The sequence below is a fragment of the Streptomyces sp. 8N114 genome, assembly GCF_052245835.1.
Lineage (GTDB): Bacteria > Actinomycetota > Actinomycetes > Streptomycetales > Streptomycetaceae > Streptomyces.
This window is the reverse complement of sequence record NZ_JBQQBT010000018.1, coordinates 16,467-40,876: the sequence shown is the minus strand read 5'-3', so window position 1 is coordinate 40,876 and position 24,410 is coordinate 16,467. Positions and strand designations below refer to the sequence as shown.

The window sequence follows — 24,410 nt, the reverse complement described above, 5'->3', positions numbered from 1 at the left end:
GCACCACTGTCCCGCCTGCGGTGTGGTGCAACAGGACAACGCCGCCCCGCACACCACCGGCCTGTTGTGCCGGACCCCATCCCATCGGCCGCAGCTTCGGCCCTTCCACCGCAGACAGGGCACGCGCCCACAGCGCAGAGTGGACGGGTTCTACAGGTCCCGTTCCGCTGGACCGCCGCACGAGAAGGGAGCCGCACGTGGAGCTGGACGCTGTGGCACGCAGACAGCCGGACGCTGTGGCACGCAGACAGGACGCGATCGTCGCAGCAGTCCGCGAGGGGCTGCTCGGCCCGGAGGCTCCGGTCGTCGCCCTGCTGGACGTGCAGGACATCCGGGAGAGCGCCCGGCAGCTGCACGCCGCGTTCGCCGGCCCCTCCCCCGTGCTGCACACCTTCGCCGTCAAGGCGGGCGCGCTGGTGCCCGTACTGGAGCTGCTGGCCGCCGAGGGGATCGGCTGCGAGGTGGCGAGCGCCGGTGAGCTGGCGCTCGCCCGCGCGGCGGGCGTCCCGGCCGCACGGACGGTTTTCGACTCCCCCGCCAAGACCGTGGGCGAGCTGCGCGACGCGCTGGAGACCGGCGTCGCGGTCAACGCCGACAACGCGCAGGAGCTGGCCCGCATCGACGCGCTGGTCGCCGAGCGCGCCGCCGACGGACAGGGCCCCGGCGCACCGGTCGGCCTGCGGATCAACCCCCAGGTGGGCACCGGCTCCATCGGCGCGATGAGCACCGCGACGGCCACCTCGAAGTTCGGGGTGGCGCTGCGCGACGAGGGCGTCGAACAGTGGGTCGTCGACAGTTGTCTGGCCCGCCCCTGGCTGACCCGGCTGCACACCCACACCGGCTCGCAGGGCGTACCGCTGGAGCTGATGGCCGAGTCGGTACGCGTCGTCTTCGAGCTGGCCGAGCGGATCAACCGCGAGGCGGGCAGACAGCAGATCGACACCCTCGACATCGGTGGCGGCCTTCCGGTGAACTTCGCCGGTGACGAGACCGAGCCGTCCTTCGACACGTACGCCCGGCTGCTGCGCCGTACCGTGCCGGGGCTGTTCGACGGGCGGTACACCGTCGTCACCGAGTTCGGCCGGTCGCTGCTGGCCAAACAGGGCTTCATCGCAGCCCTGGTGGAGTACACCAAGACCGCCGGCGGCCGGCGGATCGCCGTCACCCACGCGGGCGCTCAGGTGGCGACCCGTACGGCGTTCGCGCCCGAATCATGGCCACTGCGGGTGGGCGCCTTCGACGCCCATGGCGCGCCCAAGGGCGCACCGGAAGTGGTGCAGGACGTGGCGGGCCCTTGCTGCTTCGCCGGGGACCTGATGGCGCGTGAGAGGTCACTGCCCGAACTGGCGCCCGGCGATGTGGTGGCCCTGTGGGACACGGGCGCCTACTACTTCTCCACGCCCTTCCAGTACAACAGCCTGCCCAGGCCCGCCGTACACGGTTTCCGGCGCGCCCCTGACGGCCGTATCCGCTTCTCGCTGGTACGGCCGGCGCAGCGGATCGAGGAGGTACTGGCGGACAGTGGCGCCGCACAGAGCGGCGCGCTGACCGCCGGGGACACACACTCCTCCTGACCTGTCCACCAGCACACCCACACCCCAGTGCGCCGTTCGGCGTACCGGGGCTTCGGTGTGCCCCGATCCACGGAGAAGACGAACCCATGGCGCACGGAGCCGACACCCGCGGGGACCGAGCGGACACCCGCGGGGACGGGGCGACCGCCGAGTCCCCGGTACGCCCCGAACCCACCCCCGCACGTACCGGGGGGCCGCTGGTGCCCGAGGACGGCTATGCGTCGGGTCTGCGCAACAGACAGGTACAGATGATCGCCGTGGGCGGCGCGATCGGCACCGGCCTGTTCCTCGGCGCGGGTGAGCGGCTGCACTCCGCAGGGCCGTCCCTGGTCGTGGTCTTCGCGGTCACCGGCCTGTTCGCCTTCTTCATCGCCCGCGCCATGGGCCAGTTGGTGATGCACCGGCCGACGTCCGGCTCGTTCGTCTCCTACTCGCGGGAGCTGCTGGGCGGCGAGAAGGCCGCCTTCGTCGCGGGCTGGGTGTACTTCCTGCACTGGATCTGCAGCGGCATCGCGGAGATCACCGCGGTGGCCGTCTATCTGCACTACTGGAGCGCCCTGCGCGCCGTCCCGCAGTGGACGCTGGCCCTGCTCGCCCTGCTGGTGGTGCTGAGTGCGAATCTGATTTCGGTGCGCTGGTTCGGCGAGTTCGAGTTCTGGTTCGCGCTCATCAAGGTCGCCGCGATCATCGCGTTCCTCGCCGTCGGCTGCTGGCTGCTGGCGAGCCGCCACCCGGTGCGGGGCCAGGCTGGTGGGCCGCAACTGATCACCGACCACGGCGGGATGCTGCCGCACGGCTTTGTGGCGGCCCTGGTGGTCGTACAGGGCGTGGTTTTCTCCTACGCGGCGATCGAGATGGTCGGCATCACGGCAGGCGAGACGAAGAACCCCCGCACGGTCATCCCCAAGGCCATCAACTCGGTCTCCTGGCGCATCGTCGTCTTCTATGTGGGCTCCGTGCTGCTGCTCGTCCTGTTGCTGCCCTGGAGCGCCTACAGCGGCGACGAGTCGCCGTTCGTGACGCTGATGAGCCGCATCGGCATCCCCGGTGCCGACCAGATCATGAACTTCGTGGTGCTGACCGCAGCGCTCTCCAGCTGCAACTCAGGGCTGTACTCCACAGGCCGCACCCTGCGCTCCATGGGGCTTGCCGGATCGGCGCCACACTTCACGACGAAAATGAACCGCCGTCACGTTCCCTTCGGCGGCATTCTGCTCACCGCGTCCTGCTATCTGCTCGGCATCGCCCTCAACTACGTCGTCCCCGAGCGTGCCTTCTCCATCGTGCTGAACTTTTCCGCCGTCACGATGATCGGCACCTGGGCGATGATCGTGCTGTGCCAGCTCGCACTGCGCCGCCGGGTGCGGCAGGGCCGGACCCCGGACGACGGCTTCCACCTTCCGGGCTCGCCGTTCACCTCGTATCTGACGCTCGCCTTCCTGCTGCTCGTCGTGGTGCTGATGGCCTCCGACGGGGACATCGGCACCTGGACGGTGGCGTGCCTGCCGCTGATCGCAGCCGCGCTGTGGGCGGGCTGGTACGCCGTACGGCACCGGGTGACGGCGCTGGCGGCAGCACGCGAACGGGAGGAAGCACGCGGAGCGGACCATCCCGCGGGGAGCTGAACGCACGTACGAGCCGCCCGGATAGGGTCCCGCCTGTTCGTGGAAGCAAGGGTCCGTTCCGCACGGGGGCTGGGTGTGTTCGCTTTTCTCCGCAAGTCGCCGATCTTCCCCTGGGTGGGCAACCGGCTGCGGTCGGCCCGCAACGGCGAGACGGACCCGGCGGTGCTGCGGGGGCTCGCCTGCGGGGCGCATCTGAAGTACGCCAACGGCGACCGCTGGAACACCGTCGCCGATCCCCACCCCGCTCCCAAGTGGGAGCGTACCCGGCTCAGGTCGATGTGGGGCGTCACCAGCGCCGAACAGTGGCACGAGATGGTGCAGGAGCTCCTCGACGGCCAGATCTCCACCCCGCTGTGGGACATGGCCATGGGAGCCCGGGCCGCCCTCCTCGTACGGCAGGAGGGCGCTCCCGTCTCCGAGCAGACATGGAACGACGCCGTCGGTCGCCGGCTCGTGGACAGCCTCGGCCCTCACCACCCCGAACTTCGCGGCACGGCCACCGCCGTGGGCCAGATCATCACCCGCGTCCCCCGCTACGAGGCCCGCTTCCGCGAGGACGGCCTGCTCGCCCCGGACGCCCATGTACGCCGCACCCTCGCCTGGGACCTGGGCCGCGCCGCCAACATGGCCTGCTGGGGCGTCGACGCCGGCTTCGCCCACCCCGACGAGGCCCGCCAGGCACTCCACGCCATCGGCACCGCAGCGGCGGAGGAATACGACACCTGGCCCGACTTCTCCCTCGGTTACGTCCTCGGCCGCTGCCTCCACTTCGACGAGGACAGCTTCGGCCCCTGGTACCGCGAGGTCCGCGACTCCCACCGGCTGCTGACCACCCACCGGGGCAGCCCGTGGATGACGGTGCCGTTGCGCGACTGACCGGCGGGGAGGTTCAGATGCCCAGGCCGGCTTCCGGCGTCGCGGCCGGCTGCTCACACTGCGGCTCGGTGTCGCGGACCAGCAGGGCGAGCAGGCCCGCGAGGACCGCGGTCACTGCTGAGACGGTGAACACCAGGTGCATGCCGTCGATGAAGGTGTGGTGCGCCACCCGGGTCACCGTGTCGGCCAGGTGGTCGAGCCGGTCGGTGCTCATGGCCTCGCCCTTCTGCCGTGCGGTGGTGGAGAGTTGCTCCTCGACGGTGTCCCTGGCCGAGGGCGGGAAGCCGAGGGCGACGGACTCGCGGACGCTGTCGTTGCCTGCGAGCGCGGCGGCGGAGCGGCCCTGACCGTCGAGCTCGTCGCGGAGCGCGGCGGGAAAGTTCGCGTTCACCGACGAGCCGAGCAGGCTGCCGACGAGTGCGACGCCAAGCGTGCCGCCCAGCTGCTGCATGGACTGCTGTATGCCGGAGACGGCACCGGCCCGCGCCACCGGGGCGTTGCCGACGATCGTCCGGGTGGCGGCCACCAGCAGGAAGCCCGCGCCGAGCCCGGTGAGCACCAGGGGCGTGACCAGCTGCCACCCGCAGGTGTCCGCGTCGATCCGCAGGAAGAGAACCAGGGCACCGAGGAACAGCACCGGGCCCAGGATCAACGTGCCCTTCAGGCCGAGCTGTTCCATGACCCAGCCGGCGAGCGGCGAGGCGAGGGCGACGGCAGCGGTCAGCGGCAGCAGCCCGACCGCCGCGGTGACGGCGCTCTTCCCCTGGACACTTTGGAAGTAGGACATCAGATGGAAGATGATCGCGAAGAAGACGAACGTCGTCACGATCGTCAGCAGCAGACCGACCGGGACGGACCGGTCCTTCGACAGGCCCCGGGCGACCATGGGGCGCTCGGTCCTGGCCTCGATCAGGACGAAGACGGCGAGCAGCACGACGCCGAGCGAGACGGATCCGAGCGTCCTGCCGGAGCTCCAGCCTCCGTCCTGCGCACCGGTGATGCCCCAGACCGTGCTGACCATCGCCGCGGTGAGCGTGAGCGCGCCGGGGAGATCGAGGGGGCCGGAGCGCTGCCGCGCGGACTGCTTGACGGCTGTGCCGCCGAGCAGCGCGCCGAGGATGCCGAGCGGCAGGTTGAGATAGAAGACCCAGGGCCAGCTCGCGTACTCCACGAGCACACCGCCGATCAGCGGGCCGCCTGCCATGGCGACGGCGGTGACGGCGCCGAAGATGCCGAGCGCGGCGGGGAGTCGGCGCGGTGGGAAGGTCTCCTTGAGTACGGCCAGCCCGGCGGCACCCAGCAGCGAGGCGAAGACCGCCTGCGCGATACGGGCACCGATCAGCATCTCGACCGAGCCGGACATGCCGCACAGCAGCGAGGCGAGAGAGAGTCCGAAGGCCCCGATGAGGAACGCCTTCTTGCGGCCGATCCTGTCGGCCACCGTGCCGGCCGGAACAAGCAGGGCCGACAGCGCCAGCAGATATCCGGTGGTCACCCAGTAGATCTGCCGGGGGGTGGCCGCCAGGTCGGTGGCGATCGCGGCGTTCGCCGCGGCGACGGCCGTGCCGTCGATCTGCACCGCCGTGATTCCGAGTGTCACGGCGATCAGGCTGAGCCAGGCGCCGAGCGGCACCCTTGCTGTTCCGGCGCCTTCGCTCGCGGTCGGCGGCTGATCCGCGTGCGTGAGCGCCGGGTCACTCATGACCGAACTCCTTGGGTCAACGGTGCGGCCGGGAGCCAGGGGACGTCTCAGGCGCGGGGCGGCGGCGGACGGCGCCCGGTGGCGAAGGACGGGCGCCGCAGGCCGGAAAAGCGGCCCCGGGCACCGTCCGGCAAGGAGGTTCCCGGGGCCGTCGCGCAGCCGGCCTCACAGCCGAGCCGCGCGCGACCCCACGGGTGAACGACGGGGGGCGATCACCCGCAGGGTCGCAGCTCATCGGTACGGCGCCATCATGGCACAATTATGGCTCCACGTGAAGCCATACCTGTCAGGCGACACGAAAAGCCCTGCTCAAAGGTGGTGCCAAGAGGAAAGAAGGCCGAGCCGGAAGCGGTCAGCACGTCATGAAGTGGCGCCGGGAAGGGACTCCGCGTCAGGACGGCGCGCTCGATGGCGCCAGTGCTCGACCACAGTCGGCAGTCCTGTCCCACCAGCCTCAGGCCCGGCAGATCACCCTCAGGCCCGGCAGATCGCTCTCAGGCCCGGCAGATCCGCCTCAGGCCCGGCGGATCACGATGTCCCCCATCGAGGTACGTGCGCGTACCTCGGCGGTCTCGTCGGCGGACTGCGGACCCTCGGCCGAGGGGAGGGAGTTGCGGACGGAGCCACGCCGGGTACGCAGGTCGAGCCGTGCGGCGGTGCCCTCGCGGATGCCGACCTCCAGCTCGCCGACGCCGGTCTCGACGCTGATGGAGCCGCGCACGACCTCGCCCACCCTGATGGTGCCGTTGGCGGCCTTGGCGGCCACGGAGCCGAGCGCCCGGTCGACAGAGATGGCGCCGTTGGCGGAGGTCAGCCAGGCGTCGCCGCGAGCGAGACCGATCCGGATGTCCCCGTTGGTGTTCTTGATCACCGATGAGCCGTCGACCTCGGCCAGCCTTGTCCTGCCACTGACCAGGACGACCTCCGCGTGCCCGTTGACCCGGCCCACGGTGACATTGCCGCTGCGGGCGTCCAGATCCAGCGCGTCGGTCTCCTCCAACTCGATGTCGCCAAGGCCCGACTTGAACCGGCAGGTGCCGAGCCGCCCTTCGCAGCGCAGCGCGGCCGCGGTCACGGCGCCGCGCAACTGCGAGCCGGCGGGGAGTTCGACGCGCACATCGCTCGACCCGCTGTCGCCGAACGGCCGGTACTGCTTGGCTCCCTTGATCAGCAGTCTGCCACCCGAGTAGTCGACGCGCACCCGCTCGGCCGCCTTCACGTCGGAGTCCCTGTCCGGGTCGCTCGGCACCACCGTGACGACGGTGTCGGTACGGTCGCTCGCGATGATCCGTACATCACCGACGGGCAGTTCGAGCGTGACGGAGATCGGTTCAGGGGTGTCGTACGCGGGCATGGCCCTACTCTCCTGAGGGGGGCACAGCGCATCCGCACGCGCGGCGCTGTGAGTGTCCTTGTCGGGTCAGCGGACCCAGCCGGAGTAGCGCTGCTCCCCTCGGGGGGCGCGCCTTTCGGTGCGACGGCTCTCGGACGCCAGCACGGCGTTGCAGGCACGGACGAGCCAGGCGTTGACCGAGAGCCCCTGCTTGCCTGCGGCCTCGTCGATGAGGACCTTGAGGTGCTCCGGGGGGCGGAAGTTGATGCGCGCGGTGCCGCCGCCGGCTTCGCCGCCCGCGGTCTCGGCGGGGCGCGGAACCGGGGCGCTGTCCGCCACGAGTTCGTAGCCGCCGTCGCCCTCGTCGCCGTACGACTCGTCGGCGGGAGGCGGGGTGACGACGAAGTCGGGGTCGAGCCCGCGCAGCCGTACGTCGACGGAGCCGGGCGCGAGGTCACGGGTGATCTCGTCGGCAGCCGCCGAGAGCGCCTTCAGCAGAGTGAGCCGGGTGGCCGACTCGAGCGGCCCGACGAGCCGCTCAGCGAGCGCCCGGGCCTCCTCCCCACCACCGGCGGCGGCAGCCAAGAACTCGTGGCAGAGTTCGTCTACATACGGCCGCATTTCCATGGCTGCATTATGGCACAACCGAATCCCGACACTCGGTCCACCGCCTGCCAGCGCCCTGCCCTCCGGAAGGAAAACCGCTGGTCAACGCCGTACGGGAACGCGGTTGCGCTCGTCGTCCCCGCCCCACGGAAGGCCCTGTTCCGGCCACCCTCCGCACCGGGCCGGTCGGCTGCCGACTGTCGCCCGAAGCCGCTGTGCGCCATGGTGCCGCCGTTGTGGCGCAACGACTCCATACGACACCGAGGAATGCGCACGCCGCCCGCCGCGAAAGCTGGCAGCTTTCTTTTGCGGCTGCTCAGCGCCGGGCCCGTGCTCTGCCATCGTGCAGTTTGTACACAACTGACCGGCGGGGTTCTCGGCGGCCCGGAATTCGTTTCCCGCACGCCTTTCTGCACACGCAAGACACGCAAGTTCAGTTCGCCGCACATTCGCTGACGTCTCCCGCTGTCGTTGTCCCGCATCACGGTCCGCTTCTCGACTTCTGGAGACTCCCTATGAACCGCGATCTGCTGATGTCCGACGCCGTGCATTTCCGGATCAGCTACGAGATCAACCCCTACATGGACCGCAGTTGTCAGCCCGATACCGAGGCCGCCGTCGCCGAACACGAGGCGATAGCCGCGGCGCACCGGGCGGCCGGACGCACCGTACGGGCCATGGAGTCGGCCCCCGAGTGCCCGGACATGGTCTACACGGCCAACGGGGCGTTCGTCTGCGACGGGCGCGCGGTTCTGGGCGATCCGCCGGCCGCGCGGCTGGAGGAGATCCGGTACTTCCGCTCGTGGCTCAAGGAGAACGAGTTCGAGGTCTTCGACGCGCCGTACGCGTTCAGCGGTCAGGGCGATGCGCTGGCTTGCGGCCGCTTTCTGCTGGCCGGGTACGGGCAGCGCACGGACGAGCGGATGCATGGCTTCCTCGCCGAACTGTTCGGCCACGAGCCGGTCCTCCTGCGGACCGCCGGGGAGGAGTGGTACGACCTGGACCTGGCCGTCGCCGTCATCGACGAGCGCACCCTCGCCTACCACCCCGAGGCACTGGAGGCCGGGAGCCGGAGCCGACTGCACGAGCTGGGCCTGGAGCTCATCGAGGTCGACGCCGCCGACGCCCGCGCGTTCGCGCTCAACCTCGTCAGCGACGGCAGGACGGTGACGATGACCCAGGGCGCCCCCCGGCTGGCGGCGACCCTGCGCGAGCGCGGCCTGGCCGTGGTGGAGCTGGACACCACCGAACTCCGCAAAGGCGGCGGCGGCGTACGGTGCACCGCCCTCACCCTCGACAACACGGCCCCCCGCTGAGGCCGCCCGCCGTCCCAGGGTGAGCGAGCGGCCCGGTCGCCCCGGATGAGGGCCCGCACCGGACGCCGCTGCACCAAGGCCCTCACGACCTCCGGGTCGTGAGGGCCTTGTCGGTGCCGGGTCAGCGGGGCTGCGATGCGCGTTCCCGTTGCCGGGGCGGGACCGTCGCCTCGGGAGCGGGGGCGTGCAGTTTCTCGCCCTCGACGTCCATGTTGGGCAGCAGCACACCCAGCCACTTGGGCAGCCACCAGGCGGACTTGCCCAGCAGGGCGAAGAGCGCCGGGACGATCGCCATGCGGACGACGAACGCGTCGAAGAGAACGGCGACGGCCAGGCTGAAGCCGATCAGCTTGATCATGTCGTCCTGCTCCATGATGAAGCCGGAGAAGACGCTGGTCATGATCAGCGCCGCCGCGGCGACGACCCGGCCTCCGTGCCGGAAGCCCGTCACGACCGCCTCGTCGGTGGCCGCCCCCTGCACGTATGCCTCACGCATCCGGGTCACGAGGAACACCTCGTAGTCCATGGCCAGACCGAAGACCACGCCGATCATGAAGATCGGCATATTGCTCATGATCGGTCCGGGCTGGTCGACGCCGAACAGATCGGCGAGCCAGCCCCATTGGAAGACCGCGACGACGGCACCGAGCGCGGCCGTCACCGACAGCAGGAAGCCGAGCGCCGCCTTGAGCGGAACGAGCACCGAGCGGAAGACCAGCATCAGCAGCAGGAACGCCAGTCCGACGACGAGTCCGAGGTAGGGCAGCAGCGCGTCGTCGAGCGTCTTGGAGTAGTCGATGAACAGCGCTGTCTGGCCGGTCACCAGGATCTCGGCGTCGGTTTCGGCCTGGAGCCTGTCCGCGTCGCCACGCAGCGCTCTGACCAGTTCCTCGGTCTTGTCGGAGGTGGGCCCGGTGGATGGGATGACGTTGAGGATGGCGGTGTCGCCGCCCTTGTTGGCGGTGGCCGGGCTGACGGACTCGACGCCCTTCTCGCCGGCGAACTGAGTGCGTACCTTTCCGGCAGCCGCCTTGGCGTCGGCGTGCTCGACGGTCACCATCAGCGGCCCGTTGAAACCGGGCCCGAAGGAGTCCGAGAGCATGTCGTACGCCTTGCGCTGAGTGGTGTCCGGCGCCATGGTGCCCTCGCCGGGGAGGCCGAGCTGGAGGCTTGCCGCCGGTACGGCGACCGTGCCGAGCCCCACGATGCCCACAAGCAGTACGGCCACGGGGTGGCGCAGCACGTAACCGGCCCAGCGGGCACCGGCGTTGGGCTTCTGCTTGGCGGCCAGCTTCGCCGCCTTGCGCTGCTGGCGGGCCGAGAGCGGCTTGCCGGAGAACTGCTTGCGGTCCCTTCGGCGCAGCACCCTGACGGGGGCGAAGCCGAGGAGGGCGGGCACAAGCGTGACGGCGATGAGGACGGCGATCGCGACGGTGCCCGCGGCCGTGAGGCCCATCTTGGTGAGCAGCGGGATGTTGACGACCGACAGCCCGGCGAGCGCGACGATGACGGTGAGGCCGGCGAAGACCACGGCGGATCCCGCCGTGCCGACGGCGCGCCCTGCCGCGTCCTGGCGCTCGCGGCCCTCCATGACCTCCGCCCGGTAGCGGGAGACGATGAAGAGCGCGTAGTCGATTCCGACGGCCAGGCCGATCATCATGGCCAGCGTCGTGGTGGTCGAGGACAGTCCGAGGGTGCTGCCCAGCGCGGTGATTCCGGAAATACCGATCCCGACGCCGATCACGGCGGTCAGCAGCGGCATACCCGCGGCGATCAGCGAGCCGAAGGTGAGGAAGAGGACGAGCGCGGAGACGAGGATGCCGACGCCTTCGGCGGCGCCGCCCATGGTGGACTCGATCTCCACCGCGTCACCGCCCGTCTCGACCGTCAGACCGCTGTCGCGGGCACGTTCGGTCGCTTCGGTGAGCGCCTCGTGCGCCTTGTCGGACACCTTGGTGCCGGGCACCTTGTAGGTCGCGACCGCGTACGCGGTGGTCCGGTCCTTGCTGACGGCGTGCGCCTGGAACGGGTTGGAGACGCCGACGACCTGCGGCGCGTCGGAGAGGTCCTTGACGAGTCCGTCGACCGTCTCACGCTGTGCGCCTTGGGTGATCTTCTTCCCTTCGGGAGCACGCAGGACGACCCGTGCGGTGGCTCCCTCGGCCTGGGCGTCGGGGAACTTCTTCTCCAGCACGTCGAAGGCCCGCTGGGACTCGGTTCCCGGCATCGAGAAAGTGTCGACGGGTGGAGTCGGTGCGCTGGAGGCGGCGAATCCGACGCCGCCGAGGATCAGCACCCACAGGAGCGTCATCAACCCCCGTCGGCGGAAGGCCAGTCGGCCCAGTTTGTAGAGGAGGGTAGCCACGGTTAGGGCACTCCTGTCGGCTCGGTCGGGCAGGGACGATGACGCCAATGTAGCGCGGGATGGCCCTTGTTGGCACCATGATGGTGCCACTACCAAACCGCTACAGCGGTTTTGCCTGGTCATCGTTGGTGCCGCAGCCGGAATCCGGTCTGGGGAGGGGACAGGGCGCTGAAAGAAAGCGGTCGGGCCGGGGCGCTCGCGCCCCGGCCCGACCTGTGTATGCGCCAGTGTCAAGCCGCGTTCTGCGCCTGGAAGTTGGCGGCGAACTCGTCGTGCACCTCGCCGCGGAGCCGACGCAGCTCACCGAAGGGCATGGTGAGCCGTCCGGCCAGATAAGTGGCGCCACTCGAACCGCCGGTACCGGCCTGCTGGCCGAGCGACCGCGACATGAGACCGAGATGTGCGACCTTCCATCGCCAGTAGCCGTTGCCGATGTCCAGCAGCAGCTCCGCGATCCGGTGGAAGACACCGGCGCGCGACCCGAGGCGGCACACCTCGGCCATGGAGGTGCCCGCGCTCTCGGCCGCCGTACGGAACGCCTCGTACAGCCGCCCGGGGTCGATGTCGTCCCCCAGCAGCCGGCTGAGGGCCTTGAACTGCGCCGACTCGGCGCCGCTCGCGGTGTCCAGGTAGGGGCGGAACTCCGCGAACAGCCGTAGCGGCAGCTTTTCCAGGGCGACGAGCTGCGCGTGCAGCACGAACAGCAGGTCGCTGGCGCGCTCCAGGAACTCGGCGCTCAGTTCGGCGTCCCCGGTCTCCAAGCCCCCTTCGCCCGGCGCCGGTTCGGGGGCCAGCGCCTCGGCGGCGGCGCCGAGATCGGCGATGATCTGCTTGAGCCACAGCTCGCAGGTCTGATGCGCGACGATGAAGAAGTGCTCGGCCAGAACGACTTCCGTGCGCGCCGTGTCGGGAGTGCGCGGAACCTGGATCGAGAGCAGGTTGTCGATGCGCAGGTAGTCCCGGTAGGTCAGCGTGGTCATGGGGTCACTCCACTGCGTGGTCGCGGACGAAGTCGAGAAAGAGCCGGACGCCCCGGTCGAGGGCCTCCGGCTCCACACAGAACGCGATACGGATCAGATGCCGCGCCCACGGCGCGTAGCGGGACGACTCGATGCTGCCCGTACCGTCCAGCCTGGGGTGCCAGGCGAATCCGTTGCCCGCCACCACCGCCACCCCCGTCGCGTCCAGCAGCCGGGTGGCGAAGGTCTCCGCGTCCATGCCGGTGCGGCCGATGTCGGCCAGCGCGTACCAGCCCCCGGCCGGCAGCCGGCTCAGCAGCCCCTCCTCGACGAGCTGGGGCAGCACCGCGTCCCGGTTGGCGCGCACCCGCTTGCGGTTGAGCTCGGCGATGCCGGCCCGGGACCGGATCGCGGCGATGCCCGCGTACTGGGCCGGGGTGGAGGTCCCGATGATGCTGGCCTCCTGGACGACCTTGAGCGCGTCGGCGGCCTCCTCGGTGGCAGCCGCGACGTAGCCGAGCCGGTAGCCGGTCATGGCGACGCTCTTGGAGAAGCTGAAGGTGCTGTGCACGATGCGCTCGGCAACCGGGACGTTCCGCTCCAGCGACGCGACCGACAGGTGCTCGCCGTCGAAGACGTAGTGCTCGTAGGCCTCGTCGCTGATGACCTGCCAGCCGTTGGCGCGTGCCAGGTCGAGCAGGGTCCGGGTGAGAGCCGCGTCCATCACCGCGCCGGTGGGGTTGGCGGGCGAGTTGAGCAGCAGGATCCGGGTGCGCGGGCCCGCCGCGGCGGCCAGCGCCTCCGGGTCGGGCAGGAAGTCGGGGCCCAGCGGGTAGAAGACCGGGCGCAGTCCGGCCAGCAGGCTCTGCTGGAGATGGACCGGCCAGTGCAGCTCGGGCAGCAGTATCTCGGCACCGGGCGCGGCCAGCGACTGGAGCAGCGCGGCCAGGCCCTGGCAGGAGCCGGGCGAGACGAGCACCCGGGAGACCTCGGTGTCCAGGCCGTTGTCGGTGTGCAGCTTCTCGACCAGGGCCTCGCGCAGCGCGGGCAGTCCCTCCACGCCCGAGTACTTGGTCTCCCCCCGCCGCACGGCGTCGGTGAACGCTTCGGCGACCTCCTCCGGAGGGTCGAAGTAGGGGTCACCGACGTGCAGTTTGACGACCCCGTTGCCGGGGGTCTCCGAGGTGCTGTCGGCGTGCTCCTTCGCCTCGGCCGCTCGGTAGATGTCCTGGAGGCACGACGACGGGATCGTCGTGGCCATGGGTGCACGGCTCAGCTGTTCGGTCCCCGTTGTTTGCACGGTCACGTGCCACCTCGCGTGTCTGGTAGGCGGTCTGTTCGGGAGTCTTGTCGTGGCTGTAGCGGCTGTCGCGGCTCGGCCAGGGGTGGTTGTCGCGCCTCGGCCAGGGGTGGTTGTCGCGGTTATGCGGTGCGGCCGCCGTCGACCGGGATCAGGGCTCCGGTCACCCACCCGGACTGCTCGGGATCGATCAGGCGGCACACCCATCCGGCGATCTCGTCGCCTTCGCCGAACCGGCCCATGGGGGTGTCCGCCAGCAGTCCGGCGCGCAGCGACTCCTGTTCGTCCTCGGTCATTCCGGCGCCGTGCCACAGGGGGGTGTCCACGGGGCCCGGCAGGACGGCGTTGACCCGTACCGCGGGCGCGAGTTCACGGGCCAGAGAGCGGGTCAGACTGTTGAGGGCCGCCTTGCCGGCCCCGTAGTAGGCACGGCCCGGCATGGCGAGCGTCCCGGCGACAGAGCTGACGTTGACGACGGAGCCATGCGCCGGCTCCAGATGCGGAAGCGCGGCGCGGATCAGCGCTGCCGGGGCGCGGACGTTGACGGCAAGCATCGCGTCCAGTTCGTCGAGGCCGGTGTCGGCGAGCCGTCCGAAGCGGGCCAGCCCGGCGTTGTTGACGACGGCGTCCAGGCGTCCGAAGCGCTCCAGCGCGGCGGCGACGATCCGCTCCGGTGCACCGTCCGCCGTCACATCCGCTGGCACCGCCTCGATCGTCCCCGGAGACTTGTCGGCGACCTCCCGCAGCGGTTCGGCGCGCCGTCCCACAGCGGTGACGAAGGCACCCTCGCGGGCCGCGCACAGCGCGATACTCCGTCCGATGCCGGTGCCGGCGCCGGTGACGAGGACGGAGAGCCCCTCGACGCTCATGCGGTCAGCGTCTCGCGTCGCGGCATGACGCCGAGGATGTCGCCCACCAGTTCGTCGGTGTCCAGCCACAGATGGAAGTGGCCGCCAGGGCGCTGACGGGTGGTGAACCGTGCCGTGGTCCTGGCCGCCCAAGCGGTCATGTCGGCGCTCCGGGTGAGGGGGTCCTCGGGGCTGTAGTAGCAGCGCAGCGGGCACGGCAGCGGCTCGGCGGACGATGCGGGCCGGTAGGTCTCGCTGGCCCGTACGTCGGAGCGCAGCGCGGGCAGCAGCAGCTTGCGCATCTCGGCGTTCTCGGCGATCGCCGGGTCGATACCGCCCAGTTCGCACACGGAGGCCCACAGCTCCTCGTCCCCGGCCAGATGGGTCAGCCCGCTGCGCTCCTGCCCCGGCGCCGCGGAACCGGAGACGAACAGGTGGCCGGGCGGAAAGCCGCTGTCGCGCATCGTCAGCGCTGTCTCGTACGCGACGAGGGCACCGAGACTGTGCCCGAACAGGGCGTAGGGCACGGGCTCGAACCTGAGCAGCTCGGCGGCGACGGCCGCGCTCATCTCGGCGATGCTGCCGACGGGCGGCTGGGAGAGCCGGTCGCCCCGTCCCGGATACTGCACGGCCAGCAGTTGTACGTCCGGGGGCATCGCCGACACCCAGGCGCTGTAACTCCCCGCCGATCCGCCGGAATGCGGCAGGCACACCACGCGCGATGCCGGGTTCCCTACATTGTTCAACGGCCGTATCCAGCCGGGTTGGCGACTTCCGCCCATGTCTGATCCCCATTGTTTCCGAGCCCACGGGTTTCCCAACGGCCTCACCGTCCCACGGCAATTGCGCGGGGCTTGCCAATCTTTCGCGTCTCGTTCAACAAGGCCGTTCTTCTGAAAGAGCTCGGCAAGAGACATGTGGCCGGGGCCCCTCCGGGTGTGACGCTCTTTCTCTCCCCTGGCGGGAGGTGTGCGTTCGCTGCGCTATTCCCCGAGTTGGCTAGGAGACCCGGATGAGCCCGCCCGTCGAAAAGATCCACTCCCTCGATCTCACCGACCCCGCGACATTCGTGCGGCACGACCCGTACGCGTTCTGGCGGACGGTCCGCGAGCAGGAGCCGGTCTACTGGCACGAATCCCCCGCGCCGGGACAGCCCGGGTTCTGGGTGGTCGCCGGACACGCGGACGTGCAGGCCGCCTACAACGACGCGGAGTCGCTGTGCTCGGGGCGCGGCACCGTCCTGGACGTCCTGCTGAACGGCGAGGACTCCGCGGGCGGCAAGATGCTCGCCGTCACCGACCGCCCCCGGCACCGGGAGCTGCGCAACGTGATGCTGCGGGCCTTCTCGCCGCGGGTGCTGCGGGACGTGGCCACGAGTGTCGCCGAGCGCACCTCGCATCTCGTACGGTCGGTCACCGAGCTGGGGCCGTTCGACTTCGCGACCGAGCTGGCCGAGCAGATCCCGATGCACACCATCTGCGACCTGCTCTCCATCCCCGAAGGCGACCGCAAGGAGTTGCTGGAGTGGAACAAGCTGGCCCTCTCCTCCGAGGAGCCCGAGGGCGAGGAGCTGGACTCGGTCAGCGCCCGCAACGAGATCGTCCTGTACTTCATGGGGCTCGCGCAGGAACGGCTGGAGCAGCCCGGCGACGACGTGATCAGCATGATCGCCGGCGCGGAGGTGGAGGGCCGTCCTCTGACGCTGGAGGAGGTGGCCCTCAACTGCTACAGCCTGATCCTGGGCGGTGACGAGTCGTCGCGGATGTCTGCCATCACCGCGGTGCTGGCGTTCGCCAGGAACGAGGCGCGGTGGCGGGCCCTCCAGTCGGGCGAGGTGAAGGTGGCGAGCGCCGTCGAGGAGGTGCTGCGCTGGGCGACGCCCGCCATGCACTTCGCACGCACCGCCACCCGCGATCTGGAGCTCGGCGGCAAGCGGATACGCGCGGGCGACATCGTGTCGCTGTGGAACACCTCGGCCAACAACGACGAGACCGTCTTCGAGGCGCCTCACACCTTCGACCCCGCCCGGCATCCGAACCGGCACATCTCCTTCGGCCACGGGCCGCACTACTGCGTGGGCGCCTATCTGGGCCGGGCGGAGCTGCGCGGCCTGCTGGAGGCGCTGGTGACGCACGTGCGTGACCTGGAGCCGGCGGGTGAGCCGGTGCGGATCTACTCCAACTTCCTCTTCGGCTACAGCAGTCTGCCGATGCGGTTCACGCCGCGCTGAGCGAGGCGCTGAGGGATGCGCGCACCCACGCGCAGGGAGAGGGGCCCGTGCTGTGCACGGGCCCCTCTCCGGTGCGGCGGCGTGCCGCGCTGCGCTGTGTCAGCGTGCGGCCGCCTTCGCCTCCTCCAGGCTGCGCGCCAGGTGGCCCAGCGTGGCGGCCTCCAGGACGGTACGCATGGGGATGTTGACCCGCAGCTCCTTGCGGATCCGGCTGCCCAGCTGGACGGCGAGGACGGACTGGCCGCCCAGTTCGAAGAAGTTGTCCTGCGGGGTCACCGACGGGCGGGCCAGGATCTCGGTGACCATGCCGCACAGGGCCTCCTCGAAGGAGGTGGCCTCCGAGGGTGCCGGTACGCGCTCGGCGGACGCACCGGACCCGGCAGGTTCGGCCTGTAGTGCTGCCGTCGCCTCTGCGCGCAGCCGCTCCCGGTCGGCCTTGCCGTTGGGGGTGGTCGGGAACTCGGCCAATACCGTCACCCGTGCGGGCACCATGTGGCCGGGCAGCGAGCGGGCGACGTGGGCGCGCAGTTCGGCCTCGGTGACCTCGGCTCCGTCGCGGGTCGTGACGTAGCCGACGATGCGCGCGTCGGCGAGCCCGCCCGCCACCACGGCCACCGCGACGTCCACCGCCGGATGGCCGGCCAGACGCGCCTCCACCTCCCCCAGCTCGACGCGGAACCCCCGCACCTTGACCTGGTCGTCGGCGCGCCCGGCGAAGTACAGCTCGCCGTCGGCACGCCGCAGGCCGCGGTCGCCGGAGCGGTACATCAGGGAGCCGGGCGGGCCGAAGGGGTCTGCGACGAACCGGCTCGCCGTGACGCCGGGGCGGTTCAGATAGCCGCGCGCCAGTCCGCTGCCCGCCAGATACAGCTCGCCCTCCTCGCCTTCCGCCGCGGGGCACAGCCGGTCGTCCAGTACGTACACCCGGCCGCCGACCCAGGGGGTGCCGATGCTGACGTCGAGCGCGTCGGTGACCGGACCGCCGATGGAGGCGCCGACGGTCACCTCTGTGGGCCCGTAGCCGTTGAACATCCGCCGCCCCTGCGACCACTCGCGCACCAGTGCCGGGGTGCAGGCGTCGCCGGTGGACATGATGGTGCCGCCCTGGAGCAGTCCGGACCCGTCGGTCACGCTCAGCGCGACCGGGGGCAGCACGGCATGGGTGATGTCGTGCTTGAGCAGCGTCTCGCGCAGCGGCTCCCCCGGCAGCAGCTCCTCGCGGGGTGCCAGCACCAGCGTGGCACCGTGCAGCAGTGCGAGGGCCACGTCGTAGAAGCCCGCGTCGAAGCTCATCGAGGCCCACTGGATGACGCGCTCGCCGGGCCGCACCCCGAACAGCGACGCCTGGGTGGTGATCATGTCCGAGACCCCGGTGTGCGAGACGGCCACGCCCTTGGGCACGCCGGTCGAGCCGGAGGTGTAGATGACGTACATGAGGTGCTGCGGGAGCAGCCGGGCCGGCCGCTCGTCCTGGGTCACGTCGCCGCCGGGCAGCAGCTCGCATGCCTCGGCGAACCGTGGCTCGTCCACGACGACTTCGGGCACGTCGGTGCCCTCGGGCAGCGCGGTGTCCGCGGTGCGGACGGCGAGCACCGGCCGGGCGTCGGCAAGCATGTGGGTGAGCCGGTCGGCCGGGTAATCCGGGTCGAGCGGCAGATAGGCGCCGCCGGCCTTGAGCACGGCGAGCAGGACGACGACGAGTTCGGGCGAGCGCGGCACGGCGACGGCCACCAGCGCGTCCGGACCGACGCCTTTGCCGATCAGTGCGCGTGCGAGCCGGTTGGCACGTGCGTTGAGTTCTCCGTAACCGAGCGTCTGATCGCCGAAAACGACCGCCGGCGCGTCACCCGCCTGCACAACGATGGATTCGAATGCTTCCGGAACAGTTTTCAACGTTCCACTTGTCCTTCCCCGTCGCCCGATAAGCGGCCCAATACGCGCCACGTTACGAGTCGGTTCGACCGGCCTTGTGGGGCGCGAAAGAGAGCGGACAGCTCGTGCCCGGCAGCGTCTTTCCCCGATCTGTCGAGCGGCCGTTTCGCTGGTCCTGGGCGCGCGACGCTGCAATTTCAGAACTCTCCCACAGAGAGCCGCAACATCTCTTACAACTGCCAACGGGAAAGGCCACCATGCTTGAAGGATGCATACCCTGGCCGGAAGATCTCGCCGCGCGTTATCGGCGCGAGGGCTACTGGCAGGGCAGACCGCTCGGTGACCTGCTGCACGAGGCGTGCGAACAGCACGGCGACCGCGTCGCGGTGGTGTGCGGCCAGGAGCGCCTGACGTACGCGCAGCTGTCGGCCAGAGGCGACGAGCTGGCGGGCGGGTTCCTGGACCGGGGTATCGGCCCGCTGGACCGCGTCGTCGTCCAGCTGCCCAACATCACGGAATTCGTCGTGGTGATGTACGCGCTCTTCCGGATCGGCGCGATCCCGGTGCTGGCACTGCCCGGCCACCGCCGGAACGAGATCAGCCATCTGGCGCGGCACTCGCAGGCCGTCGCCTATATGGTCGTGGACCGGTCGGCGGGCTTCGACTACCGGCAGCTCGCACGGGAGGTGAGCGCCGAACAGGCCGCGCTGCGCGAGGTGTTCGTCGCGGGGGACGCCGCGGAGTTCACCGCGCTGGAGGCCATCGGCTCCGGCAACCGCGACTTCCCGCACGTGGACCCCGCCGAGCCCGCGATGTTCCTGCTCTCCGGCGGCACCACGGGCCTGCCGAAGCTGATCCCGCGCACCCACGACGACTACGCGTACCAGATGCGGGCCACTGCTGAAGCCGTACGGGCGGGCCGGCACACGGTGTACCTCGCGGTCAATCCGGCCGCGCACAACGCCGCGCTCGGCTGCCCCGGCGTCCTGGGCACGTTGCTGGTGGGCGGCCGGGCCGTGCTGACGACGAGCGTGCGCCCGTCGGAGGTGTTCGAGCTGGTCGACCGGGAGGGCGTCACGCTGAGCACCGTGGTGCCGCCGGTGCTGCGGCTGTGGATGGACACAGCACAGAAGTCCGGCGCCGACCTGTCCGGCGTCACGCTGCAGGTGGGCAGTTCCAAGGTGGACCCGACCCAGGCCGAGCAGGCCATCAAGCTGCTGGATTGCCGGCTCAGCCAGTGGTACGGCATCGGCGAGGGGCTGCTGACCCACACCCGGCTGGACGACCCGTACGAGGCCGTCGTCAACTCCGAGGGCCGCGCGCTGAGTCCGCAGGACGAGGTGCGGATCGCCGACGCCGAGGGGCGGACGCTCCCGGTGGGCGAGGAGGGAGAGCTGCAGACCCGCGGCCCGTACACGATCCGCGGCTACTACCGGGCGGAGGAGAAGAACGCGGAGGCGTTCACCGCCGACGGCTTCTTCCGCACCGGTGACCTGGCCAGGCTTCGGCCGGACGGCAATCTGGTGCTGGTCGGCCGGATCAAGGACATCATCAACCGCAGCGGCGAGAAGATCCCGGCCGAGGAGGTCGAGGAGTATCTGCTGGCCCACCCGGCGATCCGGGACGCCGCGCTGGTCGGCGTGCCCGACCAGCGGCTGGGTGAGCGCAGCCACGCGTTCGTGATGGTGCGCGAGGAGATCGCACCGGCGGCCGTCAAAGCGCATCTGCGGGAGTGCGGGCTCGCCACGTACAAGATCCCCGACAAGCTGATCGTCGTCGACGAGCTGCCCCGCACCCCCGTCGGCAAGGTCGACAAGGCGGAGCTGCGCGCCCGGCTGACCGGGCCTGCCGCGGCCTGAGCCCCGCGGCACGAGCAACGGGAGGGGGCGCCGGACCACGGTCCGGCGCCCCCTCCTCGACGACGCGGCCCCCACCCCGCCGCACCGTCGGCGTGCTGTAGCGGCTGCTCCGGCTCAGGGACGGCCGAGTGACTTTCCGGTGCCGGTGGCCGCCTGCCGGTCCGCGGTCCCGAGCCGGTTCGCGGCGGTGGCCGTCGCGGCGGTGGCCGTCGCGCTCGCAGCGGGCGGCTCGGCCGACGGTCCGGTGTCGCCCGGGCCCAGCAGCCGGCGCAGCAGCGGGCCGGCCATCGCCGTGGTGACGACCGCCATGACGACGAAGACCGCGTAGAGCCGCTCGTCGATCAGGCCGGCCTGCAAACCGACGCCGAGCGCGATGAGTTCGGTCAGGCCGCGGGTGTTCATCAGCGTGGCCAGCACCGCCGACTCGCGTGACGGCAGCCCCTGGGAGCGGGCCGCGAGCCAGGTGCCCGCGAACTTCCCGGTGACCGCCACGAGCAGGACCAGGGCGAGGTCCACGAGATCCGAGGTGTCCAGCCGGGCGAGGTCGACCTTCAGCCCGGCGACGACGAAGTAGACCGGCAGCAGCAGCGCGGCCATTCCGTGGGTGCGCTCCAGCATGGCGGCGCGAGTGGCCGGTTGCTCGGGCCGTGGCATGACAAGGCCGAACAGGAAGGCGCCGATCACGAAGTGCAGGCCGATCAGCTGGGTGAAGGCGGCCGAGACCAGCACGCCGACGAACGCCGCCGTCAGCACGCTCCCCGGCAGCGGGCTGCCCGGCCGGGCGCGGGCGAGCAGCCTCCGCAACAGCGGACGGGCCACCCCGATCAGCGCGAGGGTGTACGGCACCACCAGAACCACCTGCCAGTGCCGGCCGCCGTCCGCCAGGCTCTGCACGGCGGCGAGCGCGCTCCAGGCGGCCAGGTCGCAGACGGCGGCGGCCGACAGGGCGAGAGCGGCGGTGCGGGAACCCTGCATACCGCGGTCGCTGATGATCCGGGCAAGGACCGGGAACGCGGTGACGGAGACGGCAATGCCCACGAACAGCGCGAAGCCCACCTGGTTCCCGGCATGTTCGGGCTGGTGCGTCCGCAGCAGATGAGCACTGAGCGCGAGGCCCAGCGCGAAGGGCAGCAGGGTGGTACCCAGCGCGGTGGCGCCCGCGATCCGTCCGGAGCCGCGCAGCCGTCCGAAGTCGAACTCGAGGCCGACGAGGAACATGAACAGCACCAGTCCCAGATCGGCCAGGGTAGTGAGGTGGGGGCGGACGTCCGCGGGGAAGAGCGTCGTGGCCAGTGCCCCGCCGAACAGGCTGGGTCCCAGCAGAATGCCCCCGAGGATCTCCCCGATGACGGCGGGCTGGCCCAGCCGCCGGGCCAGCGCTCCCAGCATCCGGGCCACGACGAGGACCAGGGCCACATCGGCCAGCAGGACGGCGAGTTGGGTCTCGGTCACAGGCATCTTCCCGTCGGTCGGGGGTGGGGTGCCGGCCGATGCTCAGCGGCGCCGCGCACGGCCGGCACCGTCGTCCCCGCCCACAGCGGAATGCGCGGAATGCAGGGACCAGTACTGCCGCAGCCCGTAAAGGAGCGGCCTGGGCGTTTCCTCGTGCGGTCCCTCGATGTGCTGCACCTCACCGAAGATCACGGTGTGATCGCCCACGCCGACGGTGCCCGAGACCCGGCAGTCGGCCACCGAGTGGGCGCTGTCGGTCAGATGCGGCCCCGAACTTCCGGCGGCGGAGCGCCATGCGACGCGGTCGAACCGGTCGGGGTCGCCGGAGGCGAACAGGTCGGCGGCGGCACGTGCGCCGTCGTGCAGCAGGTTCACCGCGAACGTCCCCGAGCGCAGCACCGCGTCCAGCGTGGGGCTGGCACGGCGCAGACACACCAGCAGCGTCGGCGGATCGAGCGCGACGCTGGAGACGGACGAACACGTCATGCCCCAAGGGCTGCCGTCCAGATCCGTCGCCGTCACCACGGCCACCCCGGCGGGGTGGGCGGCCATCAGCGAGCGGAATGCGGCCGGGTCCGCCGACGGGACGGCGGGAAGCGCCGGCCCGGCGGTGTTGAGCACGCGCTCCGACATCGTCAACCCTTCACCTTCGGTCGGGCCACGCGGGGCCGTGGCGGGGACTCAGGGGCGTTTTCTCCGAGGGGTCCGGGCCGCCGGCCCCGGGCTGTGCGCCGGGGGCCCGCGGCCCGGAGCTGCCGTCGGCTCAGGCCGCCAGCGGTGCCAGCCGCTCCTGCGGGCTCAGTCGCTTCAGGTGCGCGAAGTACTCGTACTGGCTGGGCAGCCTGCGCACCTCCGCCTCGGCCTGTGCCTTGACGAGGGCGAACTCGGCGTCCGCCGCGGTGTCGTCCAGCAGCGCCAGCGACGGGGAGGGTGCGGTCTCGATGCCGCCGAGGCCGAGCAGCATGGCCGTGTAGGAGTACGGCTCGAACCCGTGATAGCGGGGGAAGACGGTGTTGCTGTCGGGCAGCTTCACCTTCCACTGCTCGATGCGCTCGGCCAGGCTGTCGGGCATCGGCCGGTTCTTGGTGTCCTTCCAGTACTGGTTGTCGGCGCGCTTGGCCGCGTAGTAGTGCAGGACGAGGAACTCCCGTACGCCGTCCATCACACCGGCGACCTGCCGGTTGTAGGAGGCGCGCAGCCCGTCGTCGTTCCGGCCGCCGGGGAAGTGCTTGGTCAGCTGCTCGACGGCGTTCTGGATGAAGAAGATGCCGGTCGATTCGAGCGGCTCCACGAAACCGCTGGACAGACCGATGGCGACGCAGTTGTTCACCCACGACCGTTCGCTGCGGCCGATGCGCATCCGTATGTGGTTGGCCTCCAGGCCCTCGGCCGCCGGGCCCACGTGGGCGCGCAGAGTGCGCTCGGCCTCCTCAGGGGAGCAGTAGTCGCGGGCATAGACATAGCCGGTGCCGATGCGGCCGAACAGCGGAATGGTCCAGATCCAGCCGGCTTCCTGCGCGGTGGCGGTGGTGTACGGGCTGATGCCGCGCGCCGCCATGTCGGCGGGGACGCGCAGCGCGACAGCGCTGTCGTTGGGGAGGGTGTCCTGGTACGACTGGAACGGCACGCCGAGGGTCTTGTTGAGCAGCATCCCGCGGAAGCCGGTGCAGTCGATGAAGAGGTCGCCCGCGATCTCACCGTGCTCCTTGGTGAGTACGTTGGTGATCCAGCCGCGCTCGTCGACGCGGATGTCCTTCACATCGTCGAGGACATGCTGAACGCCCCGCTGTGTGGCCCACTTGGTGAGGTACTGGGCGAGCATCGCGGCGTCGAAGTGGTAGGCGTACGGGAACTGGGTGTTCTGCTCCGTCAGGGTGGAGCGGCCGGTGGGCTCCTGCGCACCGCCCTCCAGTACGTCGCGCGCCAGGAGGGCACCGCCCAGGCTGCGCGGCGAACTCTTGGCGTCGCAGAGCGCGGAGATCACCGAGGTGTCCAGGTCGAAGCGGTCGCTGGGGCGTTTGTGGAGCCACCAGTCGGCCAGCGATACGCCTTCGACGACGCGGGGCCGCTCGAAGGGGTGGTAGAAGTGGCTGCCCGGATTGCGCCAGTTCTCGAACCGGATCGCCAGCTTGTAGGTGGCCTGGCACTCGGGCATCCACTCGCGTTCGTCCAGCCCGAGATAGGCGAAGAAGTGGCGGACAGTGCTGAACGTCGCCTCGCCGACGCCGATCGTCGGGACGTTCTTGGACTCGACGAGTGTCACGGAGATGCGGTCCTCGAAAGCCGCACGCAGATAGGACGCCGTCATCCAACCCGCTGTTCCGCCACCGACGATGACCACATTCTTGACCATTGTTCCTCGCTTCTGTGGGGAGCCGAAACGCACCGGCGAACGGACATCGATTTCGCCTGGAACTCTTTCACCGGACCCGACCCGCAACCGGCGCGCGAAAAGATCCCGGAAAGTTCCGAAGGACTGCGAAAGCCGGGGGA

The 24,410-nt window shown here is 70.6% G+C and carries 18 protein-coding genes; 6 read left to right on the top strand and 12 right to left on the bottom strand.

The window, feature by feature from the left end; all coding sequences use genetic code 11:
- Nucleotides 1-197: 197 nt before the first annotated feature.
- The 3 genes from ACTWQF_RS27810 (at nt 198) to ACTWQF_RS27800 (ending at nt 4,075) form a co-directional block, all read left to right on the top strand.
- Nucleotides 198-1,574 (top strand): diaminopimelate decarboxylase, encoded by a 1,377-nt coding sequence (locus ACTWQF_RS27810; RefSeq protein ID WP_443282450.1) that lies wholly within the window; start codon nt 198-200, stop codon nt 1,572-1,574.
- Between the two features lie 86 nt (nt 1,575-1,660).
- Complete coding sequence (locus ACTWQF_RS27805; protein WP_443282449.1) at nt 1,661-3,199, top strand: amino acid permease; 1,539 nt, start codon at nt 1,661-1,663, stop codon at nt 3,197-3,199.
- Between the two features lie 75 nt (nt 3,200-3,274).
- Nucleotides 3,275-4,075, top strand: a complete 801-nt coding sequence (locus tag ACTWQF_RS27800; RefSeq protein ID WP_443282448.1) for a DUF1266 domain-containing protein — start codon at nt 3,275-3,277, stop codon at nt 4,073-4,075.
- A 13-nt stretch (nt 4,076-4,088) separates the two neighbouring features.
- On the opposite strand, the gene ACTWQF_RS27795 is transcribed toward ACTWQF_RS27800, so the two are convergent.
- The 3 genes from ACTWQF_RS27795 to ACTWQF_RS27785 all read right to left on the bottom strand — a co-directional run bounded on the left by ACTWQF_RS27795 (nt 4,089) and on the right by ACTWQF_RS27785 (nt 7,737).
- The gene (locus ACTWQF_RS27795; protein ID WP_443282447.1) at nt 4,089-5,777 is read right to left on the bottom strand and encodes an MFS transporter; all 1,689 of its coding nucleotides are present in this window, start codon (nt 5,775-5,777) and stop codon (nt 4,089-4,091) included.
- 514 nt (nt 5,778-6,291) lie between these two features.
- Nucleotides 6,292-7,131, bottom strand: coding sequence for a DUF4097 family beta strand repeat-containing protein (locus ACTWQF_RS27790; protein WP_443282446.1), 840 nt, complete (start codon nt 7,129-7,131; stop codon nt 6,292-6,294).
- A gap of 66 nt (nt 7,132-7,197) precedes the next feature.
- Complete coding sequence (locus ACTWQF_RS27785) at nt 7,198-7,737, bottom strand: hypothetical protein (protein ID WP_443282445.1); 540 nt, start codon at nt 7,735-7,737, stop codon at nt 7,198-7,200.
- A 494-nt stretch (nt 7,738-8,231) separates the two neighbouring features.
- Between ACTWQF_RS27785 and ACTWQF_RS27780 the strand changes: the two genes are divergently transcribed.
- Nucleotides 8,232-9,032: a dimethylarginine dimethylaminohydrolase family protein gene (locus tag ACTWQF_RS27780; protein WP_443282444.1), complete on the top strand. Its 801-nt coding sequence runs from the start codon at nt 8,232-8,234 to the stop codon at nt 9,030-9,032.
- Nucleotides 9,033-9,153: 121 nt separating this feature from the next.
- On the opposite strand, the gene ACTWQF_RS27775 is transcribed toward ACTWQF_RS27780, so the two are convergent.
- From ACTWQF_RS27775 to ACTWQF_RS27755, 5 genes are all read right to left on the bottom strand, one after another.
- Nucleotides 9,154-11,397, bottom strand: a complete 2,244-nt coding sequence (locus ACTWQF_RS27775; RefSeq protein ID WP_443282443.1) for an MMPL family transporter — start codon at nt 11,395-11,397, stop codon at nt 9,154-9,156.
- 230 nt (nt 11,398-11,627) lie between these two features.
- A complete protein-coding gene (locus ACTWQF_RS27770; RefSeq protein ID WP_443282442.1) occupies nt 11,628-12,377 on the bottom strand; it encodes a tryptophan 2,3-dioxygenase family protein in 750 nt (249 codons plus the stop codon).
- A gap of 4 nt (nt 12,378-12,381) precedes the next feature.
- Nucleotides 12,382-13,617 (bottom strand): pyridoxal phosphate-dependent aminotransferase, encoded by a 1,236-nt coding sequence (locus tag ACTWQF_RS27765; RefSeq protein ID WP_443282441.1) that lies wholly within the window; start codon nt 13,615-13,617, stop codon nt 12,382-12,384.
- A gap of 161 nt (nt 13,618-13,778) precedes the next feature.
- The gene (locus ACTWQF_RS27760; RefSeq protein ID WP_443282440.1) at nt 13,779-14,525 is read right to left on the bottom strand and encodes an SDR family NAD(P)-dependent oxidoreductase; all 747 of its coding nucleotides are present in this window, start codon (nt 14,523-14,525) and stop codon (nt 13,779-13,781) included.
- Nucleotides 14,522-15,286 (bottom strand): thioesterase II family protein, encoded by a 765-nt coding sequence (locus ACTWQF_RS27755; RefSeq protein ID WP_443282439.1) that lies wholly within the window; start codon nt 15,284-15,286, stop codon nt 14,522-14,524. Before ACTWQF_RS27755 ends, ACTWQF_RS27760 begins: the two co-directional genes overlap by 4 nt.
- A 230-nt stretch (nt 15,287-15,516) precedes the next feature.
- Between ACTWQF_RS27755 and ACTWQF_RS27750 the strand changes: the two genes are divergently transcribed.
- Nucleotides 15,517-16,734 carry a cytochrome P450 gene (locus tag ACTWQF_RS27750; protein WP_443282438.1) on the top strand — a complete coding sequence of 406 codons (1,218 nt, stop codon included), beginning with the start codon at nt 15,517-15,519 and terminating at the stop codon, nt 16,732-16,734.
- A 99-nt stretch (nt 16,735-16,833) separates the two neighbouring features.
- Here ACTWQF_RS27750 and ACTWQF_RS27745 read toward each other — a convergent pair whose 3' ends face one another.
- Nucleotides 16,834-18,627, bottom strand: a complete 1,794-nt coding sequence (locus tag ACTWQF_RS27745; RefSeq protein ID WP_443282437.1) for a non-ribosomal peptide synthetase — start codon at nt 18,625-18,627, stop codon at nt 16,834-16,836.
- Nucleotides 18,628-18,863: 236 nt separating this feature from the next.
- On the opposite strand from ACTWQF_RS27745, the gene ACTWQF_RS27740 reads away from it, so the two are divergent.
- Nucleotides 18,864-20,465, top strand: a complete 1,602-nt coding sequence (locus tag ACTWQF_RS27740; RefSeq protein WP_443282436.1) for a (2,3-dihydroxybenzoyl)adenylate synthase — start codon at nt 18,864-18,866, stop codon at nt 20,463-20,465.
- A gap of 114 nt (nt 20,466-20,579) precedes the next feature.
- On the opposite strand, the gene ACTWQF_RS27735 is transcribed toward ACTWQF_RS27740, so the two are convergent.
- The 3 genes from ACTWQF_RS27735 to ACTWQF_RS27725 form a co-directional block, all read right to left on the bottom strand.
- Nucleotides 20,580-21,923, bottom strand: coding sequence for a cation:proton antiporter domain-containing protein (locus tag ACTWQF_RS27735; protein WP_443282435.1), 1,344 nt, complete (start codon nt 21,921-21,923; stop codon nt 20,580-20,582).
- Nucleotides 21,924-21,959: 36 nt separating this feature from the next.
- Entirely contained in the window at nt 21,960-22,550 is a 591-nt protein-coding gene (locus ACTWQF_RS27730) for a flavin reductase family protein (RefSeq protein WP_443282434.1), read from the bottom strand.
- Between the two features lie 130 nt (nt 22,551-22,680).
- A complete protein-coding gene (locus ACTWQF_RS27725; protein WP_443282433.1) occupies nt 22,681-24,270 on the bottom strand; it encodes a tryptophan halogenase family protein in 1,590 nt (529 codons plus the stop codon).
- Between the last annotated feature and the right edge of the window lie 140 nt (nt 24,271-24,410).